This window comes from Paraflavitalea speifideaquila, assembly GCF_032395985.1.
GTDB lineage: Bacteria > Bacteroidota > Bacteroidia > Chitinophagales > Chitinophagaceae > Paraflavitalea > Paraflavitalea speifideaquila.
The window spans coordinates 1,080,932-1,105,454 of sequence record NZ_CP135920.1 but is presented as its reverse complement, the minus strand read 5'-3'; the positions used below and the strand labels follow the sequence as shown (position 1 = coordinate 1,105,454).

33 protein-coding genes and 2 pseudogenes are annotated in these 24,523 nt (G+C 44.2%); 26 read left to right on the top strand and 9 right to left on the bottom strand.

Going from position 1 to position 24,523, the window contains the following annotated elements:
* Position 1: 1 nt before the first annotated feature.
* From RS881_RS07825 to RS881_RS07800, 6 genes are all read right to left on the bottom strand, one after another.
* Complete coding sequence (locus RS881_RS07825) at positions 2-469, bottom strand: NAD(P)/FAD-dependent oxidoreductase (protein ID WP_315820560.1); 468 nt, start codon at positions 467-469, stop codon at positions 2-4.
* 66 nt (positions 470-535) lie between these two features.
* Positions 536-985, bottom strand: coding sequence for a class I SAM-dependent methyltransferase (locus RS881_RS07820; protein WP_315820559.1), 450 nt, complete (start codon positions 983-985; stop codon positions 536-538).
* Entirely contained in the window at positions 976-1,191 is a 216-nt protein-coding gene (locus RS881_RS07815) for a hypothetical protein (protein ID WP_315820558.1), read from the bottom strand. Before RS881_RS07815 ends, RS881_RS07820 begins: the two co-directional genes overlap by 10 nt.
* Before the next feature lie 288 nt (positions 1,192-1,479).
* Positions 1,480-2,475, bottom strand: a complete 996-nt coding sequence (locus tag RS881_RS07810; RefSeq protein WP_315820557.1) for a type III polyketide synthase — start codon at positions 2,473-2,475, stop codon at positions 1,480-1,482.
* A complete protein-coding gene (locus RS881_RS07805; RefSeq protein ID WP_315820556.1) occupies positions 2,468-2,902 on the bottom strand; it encodes a hypothetical protein in 435 nt (144 codons plus the stop codon). Before RS881_RS07805 ends, RS881_RS07810 begins: the two co-directional genes overlap by 8 nt.
* Positions 2,883-3,218 (bottom strand): UbiA family prenyltransferase, encoded by a 336-nt coding sequence (locus tag RS881_RS07800; RefSeq protein ID WP_315820555.1) that lies wholly within the window; start codon positions 3,216-3,218, stop codon positions 2,883-2,885. The genes RS881_RS07805 and RS881_RS07800 overlap by 20 nt, the downstream gene beginning before the upstream one ends.
* Before the next feature lie 472 nt (positions 3,219-3,690).
* On the opposite strand from RS881_RS07800, the gene ubiE reads away from it, so the two are divergent.
* The 15 genes from ubiE to RS881_RS07725 all read left to right on the top strand — a co-directional run bounded on the left by ubiE (position 3,691) and on the right by RS881_RS07725 (position 11,996).
* Positions 3,691-4,443 carry a bifunctional demethylmenaquinone methyltransferase/2-methoxy-6-polyprenyl-1,4-benzoquinol methylase UbiE gene (gene ubiE, locus RS881_RS07795; protein ID WP_315820554.1) on the top strand — a complete coding sequence of 251 codons (753 nt, stop codon included), beginning with the start codon at positions 3,691-3,693 and terminating at the stop codon, positions 4,441-4,443.
* Entirely contained in the window at positions 4,407-4,745 is a 339-nt protein-coding gene (locus tag RS881_RS07790; RefSeq protein WP_315820553.1) for a hypothetical protein, read from the top strand. Before ubiE ends, RS881_RS07790 begins: the two co-directional genes overlap by 37 nt.
* A gap of 133 nt (positions 4,746-4,878) precedes the next feature.
* The gene (locus RS881_RS07785) at positions 4,879-5,151 is read left to right on the top strand and encodes a hypothetical protein (RefSeq protein WP_315820552.1); all 273 of its coding nucleotides are present in this window, start codon (positions 4,879-4,881) and stop codon (positions 5,149-5,151) included.
* Positions 5,152-5,297: 146 nt separating this feature from the next.
* Positions 5,298-6,164: a cytochrome c gene (locus RS881_RS07780; RefSeq protein WP_315820551.1), complete on the top strand. Its 867-nt coding sequence runs from the start codon at positions 5,298-5,300 to the stop codon at positions 6,162-6,164.
* 5 nt (positions 6,165-6,169) lie between these two features.
* Positions 6,170-6,730, top strand: coding sequence for a hypothetical protein (locus RS881_RS07775; RefSeq protein ID WP_315820550.1), 561 nt, complete (start codon positions 6,170-6,172; stop codon positions 6,728-6,730).
* The gene (locus RS881_RS07770) at positions 6,700-6,891 is read left to right on the top strand and encodes a hypothetical protein (protein ID WP_315820549.1); all 192 of its coding nucleotides are present in this window, start codon (positions 6,700-6,702) and stop codon (positions 6,889-6,891) included. The genes RS881_RS07775 and RS881_RS07770 overlap by 31 nt, the downstream gene beginning before the upstream one ends.
* Positions 6,892-7,160: 269 nt before the next feature.
* Positions 7,161-8,036 carry a helix-turn-helix transcriptional regulator gene (locus RS881_RS07765; RefSeq protein ID WP_315820548.1) on the top strand — a complete coding sequence of 292 codons (876 nt, stop codon included), beginning with the start codon at positions 7,161-7,163 and terminating at the stop codon, positions 8,034-8,036.
* A 54-nt stretch (positions 8,037-8,090) separates the two neighbouring features.
* Complete coding sequence (locus tag RS881_RS07760; protein WP_315820547.1) at positions 8,091-8,492, top strand: hypothetical protein; 402 nt, start codon at positions 8,091-8,093, stop codon at positions 8,490-8,492.
* Complete coding sequence (locus RS881_RS07755) at positions 8,483-8,764, top strand: hypothetical protein (protein ID WP_315820546.1); 282 nt, start codon at positions 8,483-8,485, stop codon at positions 8,762-8,764. Before RS881_RS07760 ends, RS881_RS07755 begins: the two co-directional genes overlap by 10 nt.
* 20 nt (positions 8,765-8,784) lie before the next feature.
* Positions 8,785-9,009: a hypothetical protein gene (locus RS881_RS07750; RefSeq protein WP_315820545.1), complete on the top strand. Its 225-nt coding sequence runs from the start codon at positions 8,785-8,787 to the stop codon at positions 9,007-9,009.
* A 125-nt stretch (positions 9,010-9,134) separates the two neighbouring features.
* Positions 9,135-9,596: a hypothetical protein gene (locus RS881_RS07745; RefSeq protein WP_315820544.1), complete on the top strand. Its 462-nt coding sequence runs from the start codon at positions 9,135-9,137 to the stop codon at positions 9,594-9,596.
* Positions 9,512-10,525, top strand: a complete 1,014-nt coding sequence (locus tag RS881_RS07740; RefSeq protein WP_315820543.1) for a histidine kinase dimerization/phosphoacceptor domain -containing protein — start codon at positions 9,512-9,514, stop codon at positions 10,523-10,525. Before RS881_RS07745 ends, RS881_RS07740 begins: the two co-directional genes overlap by 85 nt.
* Before the next feature lie 2 nt (positions 10,526-10,527).
* Positions 10,528-10,935 carry a sensor histidine kinase gene (locus RS881_RS07735; protein WP_315824393.1) on the top strand — a complete coding sequence of 136 codons (408 nt, stop codon included), beginning with the start codon at positions 10,528-10,530 and terminating at the stop codon, positions 10,933-10,935.
* Between the two features lie 8 nt (positions 10,936-10,943).
* The gene (locus RS881_RS07730) at positions 10,944-11,312 is read left to right on the top strand and encodes a response regulator (protein WP_315820542.1); all 369 of its coding nucleotides are present in this window, start codon (positions 10,944-10,946) and stop codon (positions 11,310-11,312) included.
* 126 nt (positions 11,313-11,438) lie between these two features.
* On the top strand, positions 11,439-11,996 hold the full coding sequence (locus tag RS881_RS07725) for a LytR/AlgR family response regulator transcription factor (protein ID WP_315820541.1): 558 nt from the start codon (positions 11,439-11,441) through the stop codon (positions 11,994-11,996).
* Here RS881_RS07725 and RS881_RS07720 read toward each other — a convergent pair.
* The gene (locus tag RS881_RS07720; protein WP_315820540.1) at positions 11,993-13,681 is read right to left on the bottom strand and encodes a hypothetical protein; all 1,689 of its coding nucleotides are present in this window, start codon (positions 13,679-13,681) and stop codon (positions 11,993-11,995) included. The two genes, RS881_RS07725 and RS881_RS07720, sit on opposite strands and share 4 nt — an antisense overlap.
* A 113-nt stretch (positions 13,682-13,794) precedes the next feature.
* On the opposite strand from RS881_RS07720, the gene RS881_RS07715 reads away from it, so the two are divergent.
* From RS881_RS07715 to RS881_RS59140, 9 genes and pseudogenes are all read left to right on the top strand, one after another.
* Complete coding sequence (locus RS881_RS07715; protein ID WP_315820539.1) at positions 13,795-14,235, top strand: amidohydrolase family protein; 441 nt, start codon at positions 13,795-13,797, stop codon at positions 14,233-14,235.
* Between the two features lie 8 nt (positions 14,236-14,243).
* Positions 14,244-14,405, top strand: a complete 162-nt coding sequence (locus tag RS881_RS07710; protein ID WP_315820538.1) for a hypothetical protein — start codon at positions 14,244-14,246, stop codon at positions 14,403-14,405.
* Positions 14,406-14,537: 132 nt separating this feature from the next.
* Positions 14,538-15,083 (top strand): amidohydrolase family protein, encoded by a 546-nt coding sequence (locus RS881_RS07705; protein WP_315820537.1) that lies wholly within the window; start codon positions 14,538-14,540, stop codon positions 15,081-15,083.
* Between the two features lie 113 nt (positions 15,084-15,196).
* Positions 15,197-16,510: a MutS-related protein gene (locus RS881_RS07700; RefSeq protein ID WP_315820536.1), complete on the top strand. Its 1,314-nt coding sequence runs from the start codon at positions 15,197-15,199 to the stop codon at positions 16,508-16,510.
* Between the two features lie 64 nt (positions 16,511-16,574).
* Complete coding sequence (locus RS881_RS07695; protein WP_315820535.1) at positions 16,575-17,087, top strand: gluzincin family metallopeptidase; 513 nt, start codon at positions 16,575-16,577, stop codon at positions 17,085-17,087.
* Positions 17,048-18,004, top strand: a complete 957-nt coding sequence (locus RS881_RS07690) for a M1 family metallopeptidase (RefSeq protein WP_315820534.1) — start codon at positions 17,048-17,050, stop codon at positions 18,002-18,004. Before RS881_RS07695 ends, RS881_RS07690 begins: the two co-directional genes overlap by 40 nt.
* Positions 18,005-18,269: 265 nt before the next feature.
* On the top strand, positions 18,270-18,863 hold the full coding sequence (locus RS881_RS07685; RefSeq protein WP_315820533.1) for a magnesium chelatase domain-containing protein: 594 nt from the start codon (positions 18,270-18,272) through the stop codon (positions 18,861-18,863).
* 26 nt (positions 18,864-18,889) lie between these two features.
* A pseudogene (locus RS881_RS59145) lies at positions 18,890-19,404 on the top strand (ATP-binding protein); the annotation flags it as partial.
* Positions 19,381-19,809: a magnesium chelatase subunit ChlI family protein gene (locus RS881_RS59140; protein WP_350340196.1), complete on the top strand. Its 429-nt coding sequence runs from the start codon at positions 19,381-19,383 to the stop codon at positions 19,807-19,809. The pseudogene RS881_RS59145 and the gene RS881_RS59140, both read left to right, overlap by 24 nt.
* A gap of 27 nt (positions 19,810-19,836) precedes the next feature.
* Here the strand turns inward: RS881_RS59140 and RS881_RS07670 are convergent, their stop codons facing one another.
* Complete coding sequence (locus tag RS881_RS07670) at positions 19,837-20,643, bottom strand: sugar transferase (RefSeq protein ID WP_315820531.1); 807 nt, start codon at positions 20,641-20,643, stop codon at positions 19,837-19,839.
* A 570-nt stretch (positions 20,644-21,213) separates the two neighbouring features.
* The gene (locus RS881_RS07665; RefSeq protein ID WP_315820530.1) at positions 21,214-21,582 is read right to left on the bottom strand and encodes a methyltransferase domain-containing protein; all 369 of its coding nucleotides are present in this window, start codon (positions 21,580-21,582) and stop codon (positions 21,214-21,216) included.
* 555 nt (positions 21,583-22,137) lie between these two features.
* Between RS881_RS07665 and RS881_RS07660 the strand changes: the two genes are divergently transcribed.
* Together RS881_RS07660 and RS881_RS07655 are read left to right on the top strand one after the other, a co-directional pair.
* On the top strand, positions 22,138-22,515 hold the full coding sequence (locus RS881_RS07660; RefSeq protein ID WP_315820529.1) for a hypothetical protein: 378 nt from the start codon (positions 22,138-22,140) through the stop codon (positions 22,513-22,515).
* A gap of 1,035 nt (positions 22,516-23,550) precedes the next feature.
* Positions 23,551-24,294 (top strand): annotated as a pseudogene (locus RS881_RS07655) (TylF/MycF/NovP-related O-methyltransferase).
* Positions 24,295-24,523 lie beyond the last annotated feature (229 nt).

Sequence of the window (24,523 nt, the reverse complement as noted above, 5' to 3'; positions counted from 1 at the left end):
ATTACTCCTTTTCCCATAAGTTCCTGCTGCAATGGTGACCTCTGTTTCGCCCCTTGACGAAAAAAATAACAAAAGCATTATTCCGGTATACCACATTCACCACCTTCGTTTCTTCCAATAGCACCACCCCTTCGCGGCGGGCAATATTGGCCAGCAATTGGTCGAGCAGATACCGGCTGATGCCAAACCCGCCCAGGGGCAGGGCACTTTCAATGTACTTCCCATTGGGCGCACTGACCTGTAAACGGGTAATGGCCGGCAATTGCATATCACTCAGGGGTACACCCAGTTCTTCCAGGAAATTCCAGCTTTCTAAACTGATGTACTCTCCGCAAACCTTATGAAAGGGGTATTTCTCCCGTTCAAATACAATGGTACGATAGCCCGCCCGCACGCACTGTATAGACAAGGCAAGGCCTGCCAATCCACCTCCAATGATGGCAATATCGTATTTGGGATCAAGACTCAAACAGTGCTATTAATGATGTATTATTTTTCAGGTACGAACTGCCGGTAATAAACTGCGAGCCACCTCTCACGTCTCCCGTCTCACTACAATCAGCCACCTGAACGCCCATTTCCATTGGATCGAAAAGGTAGTAATTCCTGCGCTATCAATAAGTTGTTCCCAATCATTTTTAACAAATCCTCTGGCAACCGATAAAGGCGCATCGTTTTTCACGAGATAACTTTTAGAGAACAACCGGGTAAGCCATTGAATAGAATAATACGCCAATGGATGCCGGTGCAGGTCGTTGATGAAAAAACCCAGTCCCGCATGATGGTTCATCCACTGCAATTGCGTGGTTAATTCCCGTTCCGGGAAATGGTGGCAGAATAAGGAAGAAAAGATAAGATCTGGTTTGTTGTCAAATACCACATCTTTATAATCGGCCGTTATCCATTGGCAATAGGGCAACCCTTTTTCCTGCGCTACTGCAATACAATCCGGATTTTTGTCGACCCCTATACAGGTTACTGCCATGCCTTTTTTTCGCACCATTGCCGGATGGCCACCAGGTTATCGCCTCCACCGCAGCCTATTTCACAAACAACAATAGCCTGTTGACCCTTTACCAACTGCCGAAGGCCTGCCAGGGTAATAGCATGCCCACCCAGCCAGGTATTGATAAAATCAAGTTCCTGCATATTCCGTTTGATATCGGCAAAGGGAATATCATCCCTGTCCAATAATTCAAGTTGGTATGAGCGGTGGCGAAAATTCAAGGGGTTGAAGTTATTACTTTATATTCACGGCAGTCGGCAATCGGCAGTTCAAGTTGCTGCAAAAGCCGGCTTGCTGCCTTTTTCAGCGATTTACTTTTTACGCCCCATTCATCCCGCATACTTGCGGAACCGACTGACGATTCACGATTCACATCGAAGCTACAAACGTTTCCATCGTCAATCCCGGTCCAAAGGCCGCACCAAAAACAGTTTGCTTATTTTCCTGTTGAGGAGTAGCGGCCATTTGCAACATCAGTTTTTCAATACAAACAGGATGGTAGGGGAAGACATATTGCCATAGTTTTTCAGCACTTCGGCACAGGTATGCAAAGCTGCTTTGTCCAGTTGCAAACTTTCCGTTACCGCCTCCAATATCTTTTTCCCGCCGGGATGAATACACCATTGCGTTACCTGCTCCTGGCCAATACCTGCCTGCGCCAATGCCCGGCCCGTCAGGGCCCCAAAATCCGCCCCCACCAGGTCCGGAATATAACTACTCAACGTCATCAGGAATCCGGAAGAAGACAACTCCCATGACATATCCCCTTTGCCTTTTGGAATTATTTCTGAATAAAAGCTATCTATCTCCAATCCCTTATGCGCGTCATCACTATGCGTAACAAGGGCAGCAGCACTGCCATCGGCAAACAGGAGGCTGGAGGCGATATTATCTACCGAAGCCTCGCGCTGAAAATGCAGGGTGCAAAGCTCTGTACACACGATCAACACTTTTGCCTTTTTATCGGCCTTACAAAGGGCGTCGGCTATTTTAAGCGCATGTACTGCCGCATAACACCCCATAAAGTTGATGGAACTGCGCCAGGCGTTCCGGGGCAATTCCAGCAATTCAACCAATTGCAGGTCCAGCCCCGGTGCACTCATGCCCGTACAACTTACGGTAATAAGGTGTGTTATGTCGGCCTGCTTTATTTTTCCATCCAGGCAATCCCTTACCGCATGAATGGATAAAGGAGCGGCATATTTATGGTACCAGGTCATACGCTGTTCCAGCGAGGGAAAAGGCTCCAGGTTCTCCGTGGATGGATAGAATTTCCATTCAGCCGCAGGGCGACTATAATCAGGAATGACCGAATAGCGGGTATCGATACTACTTTGGTGATACAGGAACCTGATCTTGCGCTGATCGGCTTCTGTAAGGGCATATACCGACTGCATAAACTGCATAATATCCTGTTGCCGGTGCCTGAACGCCGGTACAGCGGTGCCTATAGAGATGATCTTACTCAAATAAATGCCAGGTTAATAATATGAGGAAACCTAAATTGGTACACATTGATGCCAATAAATTCATGCGCATGGTATGGGTAAAATCGGCTACGTTTTCATTTTTCCATACCCTGGCAGCCCACCAGAAGAAATATACGAGAATAGGAAGCATGCAAGTTGCCAAAACCCCGAATTTTATGAATTGCCCATTGCTCATAAACAGCCAGGCCAATAAACCCATCGCCACGGAATAGATGATGGCCGTAAAAATAAAAGTACCCCGGTAGCCCAATAACGCACTAATGGTTTGCACCCCATCCTTCCTATCGGCCACATGCTGGTAGATCTGCGTCAGTGGATAAAATCCACCTATGAGTAAACTGGCTGCCGCCATACCCGTTAACGGCACATCCGTTGTTTTGTTTACACTACTGCCATGGTACACCATAAAAAGGTAACCGCCCCCTGAAAAGGATCACGGTGAGGTATCCAATAAAAGGGTATTGTTTTAACCGGATACCCCGGTAACTATAGGCCCGGGAAGCCAGGATATAAGCAATCATGCACAGGGTAAATAAATAGCCAACCACAAAGCTCAAAAGTACAGCCAGGCAATCCATGGCCACACTTACCAGGAACAGTTGCCGGGTAGGCTGTAAGGGATTCCGGACCCCGCCAATACTCCCCTCATCCCTGTCCATATAAGAGTTGTACCCATTACTGGCCGGGTAGACCAGGAAATGGAGAATAAAAAAGATCAGCAAGGCGTGGCTGGTTTGATGGCTGGTGCCTGCCCCAGGGCAAACAGGTACACCGGCAGGAGGAAGAAAGAAAATGAAAGCGGAGCAATTGTATCGTGGAGCGCAGCAGCAAGCAGTAGAAATTGATTTAAGGGTAAATATACCGATAAGCGGGTGAGATTGGGGAAGGGTTCTCAGGCTGACAGGTAAAACCGCTATCACCTTACCTGCCGCACCAGGTAGGGGCCATCCTGCTACCAAATAAGGGGATAACCTGTATATAAGCCGTATATAAGCTGTACATAAGCCGTAGATAAGCCGTCCTTATATAAATACGGCTTATCTACGGCTTACTATCAACTTAATGGCAGGTTAATAATAACTTATTCCAAATTCTATCCATAATATGGGGTGAAGTAACTCCGAACAAGAAGGCGGGAAGGGTTGGCGCCCACAGGAACTGAAAACCAGCAACTTTACCCTAACTTTGCGTTCCATGTCCAATCATTCACATGATACCATAGTGCCCTTCCAGGGGTCGGAGCAAAGCAAGAAAGAGCAGGTGGCCAGCATGTTTGACCAGATCGCTTTCCGGTACGATTTCATGAACCGCGTACTTTCGGGCGGTATTGATGTATATTGGCGTAAGCGGGCGATCAAAGAATTAGTAGATTTGAAACCCCAGGAGGTGCTGGATGTAGCTACGGGCACAGCCGATCTGGCCATCGCTACCTGGAAATACTTACAACCAAGGAAGATAATTGGCATAGATATTTCTGAAGGAATGCTCCAATTGGGCCGGCAGAAGATTGCCAAGCTGTTGTTAAATAATCATATAGAATTGCAACAAGGCGATAGTGAAGCAATAAATTTCCCGGACAATTCGTTTGATGCCATTACCGCTGGTTTTGGGGTCAGGAATTTTCAAAACCTGGAGAAAGGATTGGGAGAGATGTTCCGGGTGATGAAACCAGGCGGGAAATTGGTGATATTGGAGTTTTCAAAGCCGCGAAAGATTTGGTTTAAAGGGCTTTACAACCTGTACATGAATATCGTAGCACCCCAGGCGGGGCGCTGGCTGTCCAAGAATAAAGACGCGTATCAATATTTAAATAAATCAGTTAAAGCATTTCCTGAAGGCGAAACATTTCTACACATTTTACAACAAGTTGGGTTTTCGGATACCTCACTAAAAAGGCTGAGCTTAGGAATATGTACTATTTATTGCGGCAGAAAAAGCGCCAGTTGATACGATTGGCTTATGTGTTTACTTTATTGGCAGCCTGCTCACGCAGCTGGGCGCAGGAAGTGGAATTGAATCTTCCCAATCACGATGATAAGAAGTACTTTTTAGGCATCGCCCTGATCTATAATACCTCACGTTTTAGTATTGCCCATCACCCCAGCTTCCTTCAACAGGATAGTATACAGTCTATTGAATCACAAGGTCAAGGGGGCTTTGGACTGGCCGGCATGCATACTTATCGCCTGTCGCCCCGTTTTGAAATAAGGGCCATTTTCCCCAGTTATTGTTCTCTTATAAAAACCTGACCTATACGCTAAAAACACCCGATGCTGCTAAAGAAGAGCAAAAGGTGATGAGCAAACGGGTAGAATCGATCCTGGTGGGATTTCCCATCCACCTTAAATTCAGGTCCGATAGAATCGGCAATTTCCGGTATACATGTTTGGCGGCGCCAAATTTGAATATGACCTGGCCTCCAATTCCACCGCCCGCCGGGCCGAAGGATTGGTAAAACTATCCAAGTACGACTTTGGGATAGAAGCCGGCATTGGGTTTAGTTTCTACTTCCCCGTATTTATTCTTTCGCCGGAAATCAAATTCAGCAATGGCCTCATGAACACTCATTCACGCGATGTGAACCTGAAATTCTCCAATACCATCGACAAGCTCAACTCAAGAATGGTTTTATTCTCTTTAATTTTCGAGGGATAAACAAAAAGGTATCACTGTCCGTTATGGCATAAAGCGACGACCTGATTGCTTTGTGATAAGCAGGTCTTGTAGCGACAGTAATAAAGTGGGTATATCACTATAGCAATCCTGATTGCTATATTATCTTACATACAAAACCCCGCTTTATGAAAAAGGTCCTTATCGTAGGGAGCTTACTTGCTATTATTATCTTTGGCTGCCAGCTCCCGGCCCCGGTTTTAAATTCTTTTCTTAGCACTTCCCGGTTAACTTCCCAATTGTTCACCATTGATATTTCCAAAGACACGTTCCTTCTAACTCCTAAGGGAGCTGTTATTAAACTGCCTGCAGGAACCCTGGAAGCAGCAGGAGGCAATATTGTACAACTGGAAATAAAAGAAGCCTACACGATGCAGGATATCATTACTGCAGGACTTGCTACACAAAGTAATGGGCAACCTTTAAGCAGTGGCGGTATGATCTACATCAATGCCGTGAGCGAAAACAAGGTCAAAATAACAAAGGCCATTGCCATATCCATCCCCACTCCTTTTATAGAACCTGGTATGCAGTTGTTTAAGGGAACGATGAATAAGGACAGTACGATCAACTGGACCGATCCGGAACCCCTGCCAGCAAATCCCTTACAAGCGCAATTGGGGCAGGGCAAGCAACTATTTAATGATCTTTGCGCTTCCTGCCACAGGATTGATAAAGACCTCGCGGCACCTGCACTGGCGCATATAATGAAACGGCTTGGTCCTTATACGGGAGAGGGAGGTATTGCCCACCCCTACGACTTTACCAGGAATAACGCACGGATCCTTATCGATGACTGTTATTACCAGGAATTGTACCACCAATGGAATAAGATCCCTATGAATGTTTTCCCAACCTCACCCGAAATGAGCTTGACAACCTCTATGGATATATTGAAAATGAATCGGACCGCTTGCATTTACCCGTTCCCGATAATGGGATCATGCGGCGCCTGGATAGTTGTAAGGTTTACCATGAAGTGGCAGGAAATCTGATTGTATTGAAACAACAACTGGAGCAGGACAGTACAAAAATGGTGAACGACTTTCGAGGCAGCTTACCACTTATTACTAACAATACCACTTTACCAACTGTACCAGTTGAGATACCTGAAAACCTGGTTGAAATTATACCCGGCAAATCACTGTATTACCAATTTACCATTGAAGCATTCGGCTGGTATAACGTTGATATTTTATTAAAGAACTTGCCCGGCTTGAAAGAAAGTACCCTCATCGTTAGGATGCAGGGCATGTACCGTAAAAACTTTGAACTTTACCTTGCCATACCTGATATGAAAGTGCTTACACAAGCCGGGGAATTACAAGACACAGCAGACACCTATGGCTTTCTTACAGATGATGGAAAGATCAACTTGCCGCAAAATACCAAAGCCTGGATATTTGCAGTAGGCGAGGAAAGCGAACAAATATTGTTTGCCAGCACCTCCTTCACTACTTCCACCAAACAGGAGCTTACGTTAACCTTATCGGCTGTTACACAGGAAATATTTCAACTGGAGATCAAAAAATGGGCATCCCCGACATTCAATTACAGGTAGCAGCCACACAAACAGGTATTGAATTACGCAAGGTCATAAAGGAGCTTAAAAGTGCTGCGCAACTAAAACCAGTCAACATGAATTGCGATTGCTGGCCAGTGGTTGGACCGAAAGGTGTAAGTAGTGATCTATCAACACCCATTAAAAATGACAAGAAGTGACAGCTTTCGTTTTCGTCGCAAGTGAAAGCTGACCCCTCTGGGATATCTATAATCGCTAAAAATTCACTATCCACACAAATACTTAAATAAGCACATATTATGCACAAGCCATTGAAATGGCTAATATTTTATATATCTTTATATCATCATAGGATAAGGTTTAATGGTTAATGCATTTTGATTAGTGCACCTCCCGCGAGAACGGGAGGTTTTTTATAACCTGCTACAAGCGTGGCCTTTATTACCTTTGGGCCTCAATACTTTTTACTGTGTATCCAAGATTTCCCCGCGAGTTTAACAATGCGCCTTCCAATGTAGTGACCTATCATGCCGGTAAGTCGGTACTCGCCTTCTATAAGATCAGCCAAATGGTACCTAAAACCGAAGGCTTCTTAACCGAACATACACTCATATTCATCATTCGCGGCACCAAGAAAATACACCTGGGCGATCAGGCCATTGATGCCAAAGTCAATGAGCTTATACTGCTAAAACGGGGCGCTTATTTTATGTCCACTTTCCTGGCCGAAAAAGATGGATTTGCGGCCCTGATGCTTTGTATGGACGACGATTTCCTGAAACAGTTTGTAGCGGAACATACGGACCTCCAGGCCATCACTTCTTCCACTGAACATGCCCGTATGCTGGTATCCTGCTCAAAAGAAATAACCAGTGTTCGTGATAACATCCTGCATTATATACAGCACCCGCATGAAAATACAACGAAACTATTGCAGTTAAAACTGGAAGAACTATTTCTGCTATTGCTGGCAGGTGAATACAAACTGCTCTTCCTCCATTTTCTGCAGCAATTGTTTGATAAAAGTGATGATGCCATGGAAATAACCATCAAGGCCAACCTGCTAAAACCCTTTGCCCTGCAGGATTATGCCAAATTGTGCGGATTGAGCTTATCGTCGTTTAAACGCGAATTTGCGCGGTTATTCAATACGGCTCCCAAAGAATGGATCAATAACGAGCGCCTGCTGCACGCCAACCGGTTATTGGAAACAACCTCCAAAAACGTGAATGAGGTAGCGGATGAGTGCGGTTTTGAGAATGTGTCCTACTTCATTAAATGTTACAAGGCCCGGTTTGGCAATACCCCAAAAGAAGCTACCAGGGCTAAAACTGCTAATTTTTGAACTGATTTTGCTACCTCCCCGGGCACTTACTGAATAGTTTTGTAAAAAACATTTATGCGCCCATTCTTATTCCTTTGCTTATTAATTGTCTTCTGTTTCGCACTTACTCCCTTACAGGCTCAACGCAAGATCAATACGGGCCACTTTGTACAAACACCAGAAAGTGTAGCTACTGATGGCCGCTATTACTATATAGCAGATATTGGTAAGGAACTGAAAGCCGGTGATAAAGATGGCGATGGTACAATCTGGAAAATGGACAAAGCAGGCCGGCCCTACGGCGACAGTGCTTTTGTGAAGGGCCTGAATGCCCCTAAAGGAGCTGTTATCAACAATGACATACTATTCTTAAGCGATATAGACCATGTATTGGGCTTTGACCTTGGCACAGGAAAAAGGTATATGATATTGATTGCAGGAGTACAGGCAGTGTATTCCTCAACGATGTGGCAGTAAAAGACAAACAAACCTTGTTTGTATCGGCCATGGACATCGATAAGATCTTCATCATTCACTTATCTGCCAAACCCACCATTGAGGAACTGGTACTTACCAACCCGCTTAAAGGACCTAATGGGCTGGTATACAGTGCCCGTCAAAATAAACTGTATGCCTGTAGTTTTATTTTTGGGGATACGCCTGCAGGTGAATTGGGCTTTATTGATCTAACCGCTACTTCCCCCATTTTACCCGCCTCATTGACCGCCCGGGAAGTTATGATGGCATAGCCCTTGCCGGCGATTCAATAGTGGTGGTATCAGACTGGGTAGCTTTTGAGAAGAAAGGATTGGTATTGGCTGTAGACCCTGCAACCAAAAATGTAACCACCATCAATCAGGAGTTGATAGCAGGCCCGGCCGATTTTGCGCTTACACCCAATGGCGAGTTGGTTGTTCCGGCCATGCTGGAAGCAGGTATCTTACAATATGTATACAAGCCCAAGAACCTGAAAAAGACGGCAGCAGGCAAGTGAAAAAAAGCTAATATACCGCTTACTAAAGCGATTATGTAATAGGGGATTTCTCTATTAGCTTCGTGGCAGGAAACCCACCATCCCTGCCTAAAAAAACACGATATGTTACAAGCATCGCTGCTTTGATGCTTGTTTTTGTCTGCCTGTCAACGATAGCGCAGGAACCTGTTGCCTGGAAAGACAGTATTCAAAAAGTATTATTAACCCACCAGGCCGATACGGCCAGGGTGAACCTGCTGAATAAACTGGCAGCTCATTACATTCAGACCAATTTGGACAGTACGGCCGGTATTGCCGGGCGGGCCAAAGCACTGGCAAAGCAGTTGCACTATGACCAGGGTATAGCGGATGCTACTATACAACTGGCAATAGCCAGTCGCAATAAAGGGAATTATACGGCTGCCCTGGAAGAGTTTCAACAAGCCATCAACTTGTATGAGCAATTAAAAGCTACCAGCCCCAGGCAGGAGCCCATCTTCAGGTGGCCCAGGTATACAAGGATATGTCGGGCCATAACCTCACCGAAGAATACCTGGACAAAGGAATTGCCTATAGCCTGCAGTCGTATCAACTATACCGGTCCGTAGCCGATACCGCCGGCATGGTCAATACCTTTAATATGCTGGGGGTTGTTTACCGCGATAAAGGCAAAATAAAAGGCCAGGACCATTACTATGATACTGCCAGGCAAGCTTATGACCAGGCGCTGCAATTGATCCATCAATCGGGCAAGGGAGGCGAATATGCCGGCAAGTTGTACAACAATATGAGTCAGGTATACCTGGAATATAAGAAGAATTATACCCAGGCATTGGAATACCTGTTCAAGGCAGTTGAGTTCAATAAAAGCCGTCATAATTTATCCAGCTTATCCTTTAATTACGGCAATATTTCCAATGCCTACGTAAAACTGCACAACAATACCCAAGCCCTGCTATATGCCCGGAAAATGGAAGCCACTGCATTGGAACTAAAACGCCCGGAACGGCTGGTCAATGCCTACCGGCAATTGTATGAATCATTCAAAGCTGGCGGCAAGGCTGATTCGGCCCTTTTGTATTATGTACGGGCGGATAAACTGGACGACTCACTCAACAATGTGGCCAAGACCAATGAAGTAGTAGCGCTACAAACGAAATACGAAACGGTCAAGAAAGAATCACAAATACAAAAGCTACAAACCGAAGGCAGTATAAAGAACCGCCGGATCGCCTGGCTGGCAACTGGTATCCTGCTCTTTGCCGGGCTGGCAGCCTGCATGATATGGCTCTACCGCCGGGTAAAAAATCAACGGCAGCAGATCGCTATCCAGTCGAACCACCTGGAAATGATGATGAAGGAATTGCACCACCGGGTAAAGAACAACCTGCAAATCGTAAGCAGTTTACTAAGCCTGCAAACCTATAAGATACAGGATGCGGGAGCCGTATCGGTATTACGGGAAAGCCAGCAGCGGGTACAAGCCATGAGCTTTATCCACCAGCGCCTCTATAAAAAGAAGAGCTCACGGCCGTGAATATGAAAGAATACCTGACGGACCTGGCCGAATCATTGCTTGCCTCCTATGGTTTTGACCGTGACCATTTTGACCTGCAAATAAAGATGGACCATGAAATGATGGATATCGACAAGGCACTGCCCATTGGTTTGATCATTAATGAAATGATCACCAACTCCCTCAAATACGCCTACCAGGATATACAATACCCTTCGCTGTTGATCAGTTTAACAGAAGACATCCACTACCTCACCTTTGTGATCAGGGACAATGGTATAGGCATCAATGAGGAACATTGGAAGCAAAAGAGCAATTCCTTTGGCAAGCAACTGATCGGCGCCTTATGCAAACAAATGCGGGCCAAACAAAGCCTGGTGGTCAATAGAGGTACCGAGTTTACCATTACCATACCCAGGCAGGTGGTTTAACCCGGAAGATGAACCTGAAAAACAAATTCATGTTGTCTGAAAAAATAAACATACTAATAGTAGAAGATGAATCGATTGTAGCCTTGGACCTGGCAGCAGGATTGGAAAATGACGGCTACCATATTGCCGGCATTGCCGACAATGCGATAGAAGCCCGGGAATTGTTCACCGCCCACAAAGTAGATATACTATTGATGGATGTAAACATCATAGGAGATAAGGATGGCATTGATACAGCCATTGAATTGCTTCAACAAAGAACGGTACCTGTTATTTTTCTCACGGCTTTCACCGATCCCGCTACCATAAGCCGGGTAAAACATATTCAGGCAGCTGCCTTCTTACCAAACCTTACAGTGTTATCAACGTACGGATAGCCATAGAACTGGCCATCAATAATTTTGCCATAGCCCGGCAGCAGGAAACAGCCGGTAAGGTTATTCCCTGGGAAAAATACTGATCGCCCCATACCCGACACGGCCGATAAAGAGACGGTACTGCAAATGAATGACTACATCTTTGTCAAGAACAATTATGTATTTGTAAAGATCAAACTGGCCGACCTACTGTACATGGAGGCCGACAACAATTATGTGCATGTTATTACCCTCGATAGAAAGCTGGTGCTTCGTTTGTCATTGAGCCAGCTATTGGAAAAGATCAATTACAAACCCCTTGTGCGCATACACCGGTCTTACGCCGTTAATATCAATGCCATTCAGTCTTTCAATGACCAGGAGGTGCAGATCAATAAAGCCGGGTTGCCTATTGGCCGCAACTACAAAGAAGCGTTTCTAAAAATTTCGACTTCAGGTAATTCACCTTCACCCGCTCATTTCTTACATTCACATACAATATACTGTTCCTCACATACAGCAAGGGGCCGTGTGGCCCCTTGCTGTATTTTAGCTATTCGGGATTTAGTCAGTCCTATATGGTGGTTTCCTACGGGTATTACCCTTAGACCCCGCGTCGGGGAAATATCTATTACAACAAGCAGGGTGTCAGGAGTGCCCCTGCTTTTGTATTATAGGGATGCACGATTCCCCAACCTGCATTAATAATCATACTCCCGGCGGAACATATTCATACGAACGCCCAGGGTAAATAAAGAGGTATTGCGATCGGCTACCACATCCGAGGTCAGGCGTCGTATCAGGATGGAGGCATCCAGGTGCAGGTTTTCTTTTAGCTCATAAGAGGCCAGCAACTGGGCATTAATGCCGGTAGATTTAGGACCATTGGGCAATTTGTAACCATAATCGCTTGCCCTGGTATTATTCGTCACAAAAATATTGCTGCCTACATTGCTATTGGCCGTATCGGTACCCTGCTGCCAAAGTATCAGGCGGGCCGAGGTAGTCCATTTGGGATGCGGCTGGTAGCGGATAATACCAATGGCCTCTATAAAATTAGCTCCCAGGGGATGCGCCAGGGGTTGATTATAATGGGTATAATTGGCCAGTGAATCGAAGTGGGAATAGCTGAATGGGCGTACCAGGTTCACCTCACCCTGCAAGTCCAGGTTCCTTATACTAAAGGCATCAATATATTTGGCGCCGGCTTGTATGCCAAACTTATTAGCCCACCATCCTTTACCACCCTTGATCTCTTTCAGCTTAAATTCATCCAACATCAACTGTCCGTAAAACTGGAATCGCTTGGCTACATTGGCTTTTACATCAAGTCCAATGATGGCATTATCGGCGCTGCCGGCCTGCTGTTCAGAAGCCCGCAGGAAAATAATGGGGTTCAGGTACAGCAGATCAAAATGATTTTTACGCCCAAAAGTAACGGCTTCAAATACCCCAATATTAAGCCACCTGGTCATTTGCATACTCAGGTGGTGAATCGCTGTATACTTCCGGTCCAACAATTTATTGCCGGCACTGATATCAACCGTCTGCGGCACCAATTCCATAAACAGGTTCATATAATCCAACTTCCAGATGCGGGTATTGATCTTCAGGAACAGGTAACTATTGCCAAAATCACTAAGGAATAAGCTGCGGTAACCATTGCCTATAAAGTTCTTATCATAGCCAAACTGGAAATCAAGGTATTTAGCCGCCGTGAAGTTGATAGAGCCCCGGGCATCAATATAATCAGTGGCCGTGGTTTTAAAATCTTTGTAAAAGCCCACGCCCGGTACTGCATCCATGGCCTTGATACGCTGTTGTACAAACAAAGGCCCTCTTTCCTGGTTGTCGGTAAAATAAGCCGAAAAGCCCAGTCGTTTGGCTATCATACCCCGTATTGCAATCCCCTTGGCGTTTAAAAATATCCGTTGGTCCGTATTATCACTTTCTATGGATTGTTGTTGCTGTATGACCGGGTTCACCGCCAGGAAAAAATCCTTTTCATTTACTTCCAGAAAATTGGCCTTCGTTTTATAAAAGGTATTCCAGATAGGTCGCTTACTGGCAAAACCCGTTGTATCGCCTTGCACCCATTCTGAATTATTCATGAACAGGCTTCTTAGTTTGTACTGGTCCACAGCCGATAACAGGGTACCCCCTGCTTTTTGCAGGGAATCGGCATATTCGCCCGCTCTTACTGCCAACCGCCGGCTCAATGGTTTAAGGGTCGAAACATTGAGGTCCGTATTATTCTGCAGCTTGATTTCCAGCCTGTCCAATATAGCCTGGTGCTTATTTCCCTGTGGCAGGTAACCAGACTGTGCCAATGAAATAGCAGGAAACAATAAAACGGATAGCCGGAGAATGGATTTTGCGATAAATTGCATGTTCGATTGTTTAAAATAGGTGCGTTTAGGGGCGCATGCCCCGGAGCCGTGTTATCAAGAGAATTTCACGGAACTATAAGTTAGCAAAAAACATACTATTCAGAATTCAAGATATGCAAAATTACCTGATTAAGAATATTACAGTAGTCAACGAGGGCAAGTCGGTAGTCAATGATGTATTGATTAAGGACGGACGAATTGAAAAGATTGGCAGCTCTATTCAGCCCGGCTTCGCTGTTACAGAAATAAACGGCGAAGGAAAACATTTATTACCTGGCGTTATCGACGACCAGGTGCATTTCCGGGAACCAGGCCTTACCCATAAAGCCAGGATCTATACCGAATCCAAAGCCGCAGTAGCCGGCGGCATTACCAGCTTTATGGAAATGCCCAATACCATGCCCCCGGTATTTACCCAGCAATTGCTGGAGGATAAGTACAACATTGGTGCCAACACCTCCCTGGCCAACTATTCGTTTTTATGGGCACCAGCAATGACAATACGGAAGAGGTGCTTAGAACAAACGACCGTAAAAAGGATATCTGTGGTGTAAAGATTTTCATGGGCTCCTCTACAGGTGGCCTGCTGGTTGACAATTACCTGACGTTGGATAAGATCTTCGGCGGTAGTGAAGTGTTGATCGCTACCCATTGTGAAGATGAGAAGATCATCAAGGCCAACCTGGAACGCATCAAAAGAAAAAAGCACGCTGGAGCCTGCTGATCATCCACTGATCCGTGATGAGAATGCCTGCTTTGAATCGTCCTTAACAGCTATCCAGTTTGCCAAAAACACAATAGCCGCCTGCACATACTTCATATCAGCACCGAAAAGGAGTTACAGCTTTTCACCAATATGATACCCCTCGACCAGAAGCGTATCACCACCGAAGTATGCGTACATCACCTTCATTTTACCAGTGATGATTATGCTACCCTGGGCAATCGCATTAAATGCAACCCGGCTATCAAAGCTCCCCATAACCGCAAAGCCTTATGGGAAGCCCTGCTGGACGACCGGTTGGACGTTATTGCCACCGATCATGCCCCGCATACGCTGGAAGAAAAATGGTTAGAGCGCCTACCTGATGGTAGTTTACAACCCCTGGCCGGCCATGGTTATGAAAAATCACATGCTGGCCTGCCATTGGTACAGCACTCCCTGCTTATGATGTTGCATTACGTGCAACAAGGCGCTATCTCTATCGAAAAAGTAGTAGAGAAAATGAGCCATGCCGTGGCTACCTGTTTTCAGATTGCTGACCGTGGTTATATACGGGTAGGCTACCGGGCCGACCTGGTGATTGTAGACCTGCAACAACCTTCTACCGTTACCCCCGCCAATCTATTGTATAAATGCGGCTGGAGCCCCTGGAAGGCGTTACTTTCCCGGCTACAGTAACCAATACTTTTTGTGAATGGCCACCAGGTTTATGGAAATGGGGTATGGGATGAATCTAAGAAGGGACAACGTTTATCATTTGATCGATAAATAACTTAAATTGTCCGGGCACTATGGAATTAGACAACACCACCTACAACGACCTATCCATTTTTCAGCATGAAGAAGAGTTCTCTATTTTTCACAAGCTGAATTTTACCCGTACTACCGAAGGCCGGGAGTGGCTGTTGAAATTCTTCAGTAATCCCTTTAGTGAGCTGCGCCAGATCCAGGAAACCCAGCAGATCATCCGCACCATTTACAACAATATCAATGACTGGCCACTCACCATTACCAATGGTACTGTAATGGTTATTGAGCGGTTTTACGACAGCAATATTGATGCAATGCCCGGGGCCAACTTATTAAATGCCCTGACCTATAAAGTATTTCATGCGGCCGACTTTTCACTGGTGCGGTACTCTCTTTCCCATTTTGCCGATTTTGTCCGGGGCCTGCACCAATTGATTGAATTGTTCGAGAAAAATGAGGCCCCGGTACTGATCCGCTCCTACCTCCATCGCGCCAAAGACCTGATGAACAGGAAGGAGATCCATGAATTGCGCCAGGTACCGGCAGGCACTAAATTCACCCCCACTCAAACGATCTATTTCGGCGCCTATATCAGGGATCATTTTAAAGCCCAGGTATTTGAACTGGTCAATATCTATGGCCGCTTTGATGCCTGGTATTCCATGGCCACTGCTATGCAGCGTTATCAGCTTTCTTTCCCGGATTTTGTGGTTCAGGAACAACCGCTGATCGACGCCAAACAACTGTACCATATCCTGCTGCCCACCCCGGTACCGTATGATGTGCAGATGAGTAAAGAAAGCAATTTCGTTTTCCTTACCGGGGCCAATATGGCCGGCAAAAGTACTTTCATCAAGGCGGTAGGTACCGCCGTATTCCTGGCACACCTGGGCATGGGTGTACCCGCCGCGGCTATGCGGTTAACCACCTTTGATGGCTTGCTGAGCAATATCAATGTTGTTGACAATATCGTAAAGGGAGAAAGCTATTTCTTTAATGAGGTACAGCGCATCCGCAATACCATTGTCAAGATCAATGATGGCCGTAAATGGCTGGTACTGATCGACGAGCTATTCAAAGGCACCAATGTACAGGATGCCATGAAGTGCTCCTATACGGTGATCCAGGGATTGATCAAAATAAAGAGTGCCCTCTTTATCCTCTCGACCCACCTGTATGAAATAGGTGAAGAACTTAGAAAGTATCCCAATATCTCATTCCGGTATTTTGAAACCACGGTGAATGGAGACCAATTGTATTTCAGCTACCAACTAAAAGAAGGCATCAGTAATGACCGCCTGGGCTACCTGATCCTGAAACGGGAGAAAGTAGTGGAATTGTTGGAACGGTTGTGACCGCTCTTCACTATGCCATCCGATATTTCAGGTTTTCCTATATCTTCATCAACAAATCCCCGGCATGAAGAAAATTGGTATCCTGGTACTGGTATTGGCAGCTATGCATCATTCCCTGGCACAAATGCCCGGCGCTCCTATTGATGTACAGCATTATACGTTTGCAGTTACTGTAAATGACGACAACAACAGCATACAAGGCAAAGCAAGCATTGAAGTACTGGTACTAAAAAATATTCCTGCCCTCACCTTTGAATTGGTATCCAAACGCGCTGATGGAAAAGGAATGACGGTACAGCAAGTGACGGAAAACGATAAGCCCATTACCTTTCGTCAATCCGGCGATTCCATCCACCTTGATCTGATAGCAAAAGCAGGAGAAAAGCGAGTGGTAGCCATTACGTACGAAGGTATCCCCGCCGATGGCCTCATCATTGCCAACAATAAATACAAGCACCGGGGCTTTTTGCCGACAATTGGCCCAACCGCGCACGTAACTGGCTGCCCTGCATTGACCATCCTGCCGATAAAGCCCCTGTGGATTTCCTGGTTACAGCCCCCAACCATTACCAGGTAGTGGCCAATGGCATACAGGTAGAAGAAACATCGCTTCCCAATAACCTTAAGCTCACCCATTATAAAGAGACTACTCCCCTGCCCATGAAGATCATGGTTATTGGGGTGGCGGATTTTGCCGTACAGTATGCCGGAGATGTACAATGTATTCCTGTATACAGCTGGGTATACCCGGAGAACAAAGACAAGGGCTTTTACGATTATGCACAGGCCACGGAAATACTGCCCTTCTTTATCAAAAATGTAGGCCCCTATGGCTATAAAAAGCTGGCCAATGTGCAGTCCAAGACCATGTTTGGCGGCTTGGAAAATGCAGGCGCTATCTTCTATTCCGAAAATTCTGTAACGGGTACCCGTAAATCGGAATCCCTGCTGACACATGAAATAGCCCACCAATGGTTTGGCGATATGGCCACAGAAACTGAATGGGCGCATATATGGCTTAGCGAAGGCTTTGCCACCTATATGACCATCCTGTATTTTGAAAATAAATACGGACAAGATACGGCCCGTAAGATGTTATTGGAAGACCGTAGCCAGGTGATAGCCTATACCAGGAAAACGAAGAAACCGATCGTCGATTCATCTGTTAAAGACTATATGGCCTTGCTCAATCCCAACTCCTACCAAAAGGGAGGATGGGTATTACATATGCTACGTGACCAGTTGGGTGATGAGATGTTTTGGAAAGGCATCCGTGCCTATTATGCCAAGTTCAGTGGTAAAAATGCCAGCACAGACGACCTGCGCAAAAGCATGGAAGAGGTTTCGGGTCGCAATCTTAAGCCCTTTTTTCAACAATGGTTGTATACACCCGGCCACCCGGTACTGGCTATGAACTGGCAATACAATAAGGATAAAAAAGCAGTATCGTTTACTGTTCGCCAGGAGCAGGATACGCCTTTTCAATTCCCCTGAGCTATCCTTTTATGGAAAAGACCATACTTTCCTTTTAATAAAACGATATCCATAAAAGATAAAGAAACCACCCTACAGCTACCCGTCAACAGCCAGGTAGAAGAGATACTACCCGACCCAGGTACCAAGCTATTGTATGAAGGGGCCATAAAAATTAATTGCCTACTGCGGCTGTTTCCTGCATTTGATACCTAACCGCTGCACCATGTATTATTTATTTTATTTATCTTTCTGCTCCAACCAGTAAGATAAATAGCCAATATTCATGCTTGTAAAAACCTTTGGAAGCGCCGTGTATGGCGTTGAAGCCATTACTATTACTATAGAAGTAAATGAAATGAGTGGGGCCGAATATTATATTGTAGGTCTCCCCGACAATGCAGTAAAAGAAAGTCTCCAACGCGTGGAAAGCGCTCTCAAAACCAACAATTACTTTATGCCCAGGCGCAAACTGGTGGTCAACCTTTCGCCTGCCGACATTAAAAAGACCGGCTCCGCCTTCGATCTGGCCATCGCTGTTGGCACCCTGGCAGCTTCAGAACAATTACTTCATCCTGAAAAATTAAAAGAGTATGTGATCATGGGAGAGTTGAACCTCGATGGTTCTATACAACCCATCAAAGGAGCATTGCCCATTGCCATCACTACCCGCAAAGAAGGTTTCAAAGGGCTTCTATTACCCCGGCAAAATTGCCGGGAAGCAGCCATTGTTGATGGCCTGACTGTATATGGTGTGAGCCATATCAATGAGGTCATTCAATTTTTCCAGGATGAACAATCCTTACAGCCTGTCATAGTGGATACTCGGGACAGCTTTTTACTGACCAGCATAATTTTGATTTTGACTTCACCGATGTAAAGGGACAGGAAAACATCAAACGGGCCATGGAAATCACCGCTGCAGGTGGCCACAATGCTATTTTAGTAGGGCCACCGGGTGCAGGCAAAACCATGTTGGCAAAACGATTGCCCACCATATTGCCACCACTGTCTTTACAAGAAGCCCTGAAACCACCAAGATCCATTCGGTAGCAGGTAAGCTGCCTCATAACGCCATGTTAATTGCTAAACGCCCTTTTCGCTCCCCACATCATACAGTGAGTGATGTAGCCCTGGTAGGCGGTGGCGGCGTACCCCAGCCTGGTGAAATATCGCTGGCCCATAATGGAGTCTTATTCCTGGATGAATTGCCCGAATTCAAAAGAACGGTATTAGAAGTAATGCGGCAACCTATTGAAGAACGGAGGGTAACCATCTCCCGGGCAAAAATGGTGGTTGATTTTCCGGCGAGCTTTATTCTCGTAGCTGCTATGAACCCTTGTTTATGCGGTTTTTATAACCATCCAACCAGAGAATGTACTTGCCCTCCAGGGCATATTCAAAAATACCTAAGCAAAATATCTGGCCCCTTATTAGACAGGATTGACCTTCATGTAGAAGTTACACCCGTAGCCTTTTCAGAGCTAACGGTTCAAAAGAATGGAGAGACATCTGCCATTATCAGAGCGCGCGTTATCAAGGCCAGGGAAATTCAGGCTGCCCGTTTTAAAGCCTCCACAGGTATATATTGTAATGCACAGATGAGCAGCAGGCAATTAAAACAAATATGTACAATCAACACGTTAGGGTTACACTTACTTAAGACAGCTATGGAGAAGCTTCATTTATCTGCCCGTGCTTATGACCGGATACTAAAGGTAAGCCGTACCATTGCCGACCTGGCCGGCGCTACAGATATTAAACCCGAGCATATTGCCGAAGCTATCCAATACCGAGGTCTGGACAGGGATGGATGGGGAAAATAACCGGAACCGTCTCTTGTGAATGAAAGATTAATTCAAGCTTCTGAAAGATGTAGCCCATTTTTTAGGTGCTTCTACCTCTTCAGTTTTAATGTCATCAGGGAAGAATTTGGAGAAGAGCATCTTAAAGGTTTGCCCTGCTGTTTTGCGTACAATACGCATATCCAGCCAAAAGTTGGCATTGCGGATGTAGAAGGCGTCAAACTGGTAACGATGAAAGATGCTTTCAAAGTTCTTGGTAGGGCCGCGATAACCTTTTACCTGAGCTAAGCCGGTAATACCAGGTTTAACTGTATTTCTGAATTTATAGTTGTGAACCACATCAGAAAAGGTTTTGCAGTCCGAGTGCATATGGGGTCTGGGACCTACAATGCTCATATTTCCAATAAGTACATTAAAGAACTGTGGAAATTCGTCCAGGTTTGATTTACGCAGGAAGTTACCTACCCGGGTAATACGGTTGTCATGTTCCGTAGCCTGCTTTACATTGGCCTGGTCATTTACAACCATTGTCCTGAATTTCAGGCATTTAAAGCTTTTTCCCCAACGGCCAACGCGGCGCTGAACAAAGAAAACAGGCCCTGATGAGTCGAGTTTTATCAGTAAAGCAATAATGGGAAATAACCAGCTTAAAAGGAATATAATAACCAGAGAAGAAAGTACAATATCAAATATACGCTTGATTAAGAAGTAATTACGCTTCTCAGTAAGATAAGTTCTTAAGGCGGTAGTGTCAACAAAAGGCCCTGTCTTTTTTTCAAAGGACTGGACTTTGGAAAAGGTCGTTATCATCATCGTTAATAGTGCTTTTCCTCCCCAAAAGGGAAGGCCATTCAATAATAATTTGTTTCTACTTACGCCTTTCTAGCTGCAAAGAAAGCAAATTTTGCTAACATTCAAGACTACGTATCCATTAGATTTGTTAAAAATTTAAGAAACCCCGGATAACCCGAATATTTACTAACTGACAACGGGCTGAATATAAACGTTGCGCTTCAGAATTTATTTTTGGCCCGCAATTTATTAGGATATGCCCACCGGATAGAATACAAGGCATATAGCAGTTGCCCATTGATACATTGCTTTCAAATTGCATGCCTTGTAAAAGGGATCCCATGCACTTAGTTGTTCTTGTATAATACGATTGATTTGGTCAGAAAAAGAGCTTTTCTCTCCAAACGCTACCAGTTGAAAAGAGACGCTTCATTTCTGATGGAGTTAACAGTCTAACCTCTGCAACCCTGCGTTGGGCACGGATCTTATCCTTTAACCTTGGATAATGCCCCAATGAAAAATTGTTGGTGAGAAACACTTTCAGTTTCGTTGGAAAATACTGGAAAAATGGAAACAACCAATGTGGCTCAAAAGGGAAATAATAATTGGGTGTTTGAACATAATATGCCTTACCTACCCGCTGTATCTCATCTGCCATCTTTTTTGATTCTCCAGGGTAAATAGATGCTCAATTACAGAATTTGAAAACACAATATCGAATGACTTATCCTTAAACTCTTTCAAATCTGTAGCATCGCCAACCACACTCGAAAAACCTGGCAATACTACCGGCTCGGCTTCAAGGTTTAAAAGCGTAATATGTATGTCCTTGTTATTAATGAAGCCCATTTGCTCCCAATATGACTGATGTCCACCAATATCCAAAATTTGCAAGGGCTTAGGCACCCTTTCTATTAGATCGGAGAAAAATTTAAATCTCTTTCGCCTGAAATATTGGTTGATAGAAGCACTGTTCCGTGGATCAAATTTTTTGATTAACATTTTAAACATATTAGGGAGAGGTTTTAGGAAATACTTAAAGCCTGGGTTGGAGCGGCAAGGCTATTTGCTAATATTTTTTTAAATATGTATCACCAAAATCAGTGTTTATAACGGAATACTAATTTTGCCTATTGATCAGCATAAAGACACTGACCAACACATGGAAGAAATAATACTTATTTCATCAAACAACTGATAAATAGATAATTAAAAAGCTGCTAGCACAAGTTGCGAAGCATACAGCAGGGAGGATGCGCCTGCTTTTTCCAGGAAACTGAATACGAGAAAAGGCTGTTCTACTCATAATAAAATAGGTACTTGTCCTTCCCTCAATAAGGAAAGAATGTTAAAAAGATTTCACCTTTCGCCTTTCTATGCCGCAAAGAAAATGAATTTTACAATATGCAAAATCAATCTCCAGAAATTTCATATCCCTGTAAATCACATGCCAATAAATCATTATGCCTACAAGACCTTAATTGACCATTTTATGCTGTTTCTTAAATGTTTGATGTTACTTTTGTCCCCATTTTAAAGGCGCACGCATAAAATCTGATGATGTTAAAGAGGTTACTGTATATAGCTGTTTTTACTGGTTTGGGGCAATTACTGACCATCTTTACGCTTAAGTATATAGGGCAGCAGGGTTACTCAACACAACTAAAAGCTATTGCTGAAATAGATTCCCTGTTCTTTTTCATTATTACCGTAATTGGCTTAGGGCTGCAGTCTACTGCCATGCGCGATCTGGCACTATCAGAGGATTGGAAAGAGAAATACCATAAAACCCAATCAGCCCGTTTTATGTTGGGTATTCTTCTGATGAGCCTCTCATTTTTAGCTTTCTTTAATAAATTTTACCTGATCTTTCTGCTGTCTCCCTGCTGGCATGGAATGGTGATTATGCCCTGTACTCCAAAGGGTATTCAGTAACGGCCGCTTTTATCGCTTTTCTACGATTACTCATTCCCTTCACCCTATTAGTCATCTTTTCATATAAATCACCAGAACTCCTTCCGCTGGTATACATAGCAGCTTTAATAGTCATTTACCTTGTTAGCAATATTTATATTTCGAAGATCCTTAACGCCCCTGTTTTTTCTTTCCCTCACCTCAAAGATCTTTGGCTATACGCCCAAAGCCTACCCCTTGGAATAGTGGTACTATCGCTGTATTTTATTGGGTTAGGGCTCATTTTAGTCATCCCGTATTTTTATACCATTGAAGTAGTTGCCGTTGCTTTTGCAGGCCTTAAGTTTTATATGATTTTCAAAGGCGTATTAAGGATAATTCATCAAACCTTTATTAAGGAAATGATGGATTATGATATATGCTTCAAGGTAGATCAACTATCAAGCATTATCGGACTCGCATTCTGTTGCTTTATAATTTGTTATCCAACCACATTTATAAGCCTCTTTTTTGGAAATAAATACATCCCTCATAAGGCCTTTTTATACTATTGGGGATTGCAGGCCTCGTTTACTCCATGTTTTCAAGTTTAATAATCAAGGCTATGCTTGAAAAGAAGGATATACCTTACGCCGTAATATCATTATGTTCTGCCTTGTTTACCATTCTAATTTCCATAATTTTCTCCTACTTCTGGCAGGCCCCTTTGCTATTGGTATTAGCCTGGTAACTGGTGAAATTGCCTTTGCAATTGGCATGCTGGTGCTAATTAAACGTCCCGTAATATTAACAGAGCGGGTAGTCTTTTTACTGAAAAATCTGTTATTTGTCGGAGTTCCGGTTTTATTACGATTTTTGGTGGGCGATGCCCCCGTTTCTTTGTAATAGCCCTTGTCCTATTTTCATGCCTGGTAGCAATTATTCATTACAAATCATTCAATGCTTCATTACAAGTCTAAACCCAAACCGGGCTCCTATAAAGCCTCAATTCAATATTCACAGCTTTAATCCTCAAGTACATTATATTTGCTCTGAAAAATAATTCAATTAACCTATATGTTAGTCCAAATTGCTAATAGAATTGCAGGGAAATTCGGATACAAGATTAAAATAGAAAAAAAGAAGTCTCCTCCCGATATATATGGCGATGCCCGGTTTTTACGGTTATATGAACAATGTAGCGGGTATACGATGACAAGTATTGAGAGGATGTATAGCTTGTATCAGTCTCTAAATTATGTTCTTGACAATAATATTCCAGGCGACTTGGTTGAGTGTGGCGTTTGGAAAGGCGGCAGCTCAAGGTTAATGGCGCTTTTACTAAAAGAACGCAATGTAACAAACAGGAAACTGCATTTATATGACACTTTTGAAGGAATGAGTGAACCTGGTAAATTTGACACCTCGATCAAAGGAGATTCAGCCAATGAATTGATGGCCAAGGAAAAAAAAAGATGACTCAAAAGATTCAATTTGGTGCTACTCTCAATAGAAGAGGTAATGGATAATCTATACTCGACAGGATATCCCAAAGAAAACTTATTTTTTATTAAAGGCAAAGTAGAAGATACCTTAAGCAGTAATATGCCCGGAAAACTGGCATTGTTGCGTCTGGACACTGATTGGTACGAATCAACAAAAATTGAATTGGAACTCCTTTACCCACTTTTAATAGAAAAAGGGGTATTAATTATAGATGACTTTGGCCACTGGGATGGAGCCAAAAGGCAGTTGTGGAATACTTTGAAAAAGCAAATTATATATACTTTCACCGCATTGATTATACTGGAAGACTTATAATCAAATAACCCGGAGCATATACCCCAGGCCACGAGAACAATGCTTCTTCAGCTTAGTTAAATTCAACTCTTTAGATTGGCTAATCCATATATCAATGCAAAATAGTCGACTAGCAAAATACCTCCGGCACCAAAGCTTCCACCCCGGACTGATAAGCATTTTTATCAATCCTTTTTATTTTATACGGCGTAACCTGAACCATGGAATAAAAGTTTCTCTTCCCGCCTAA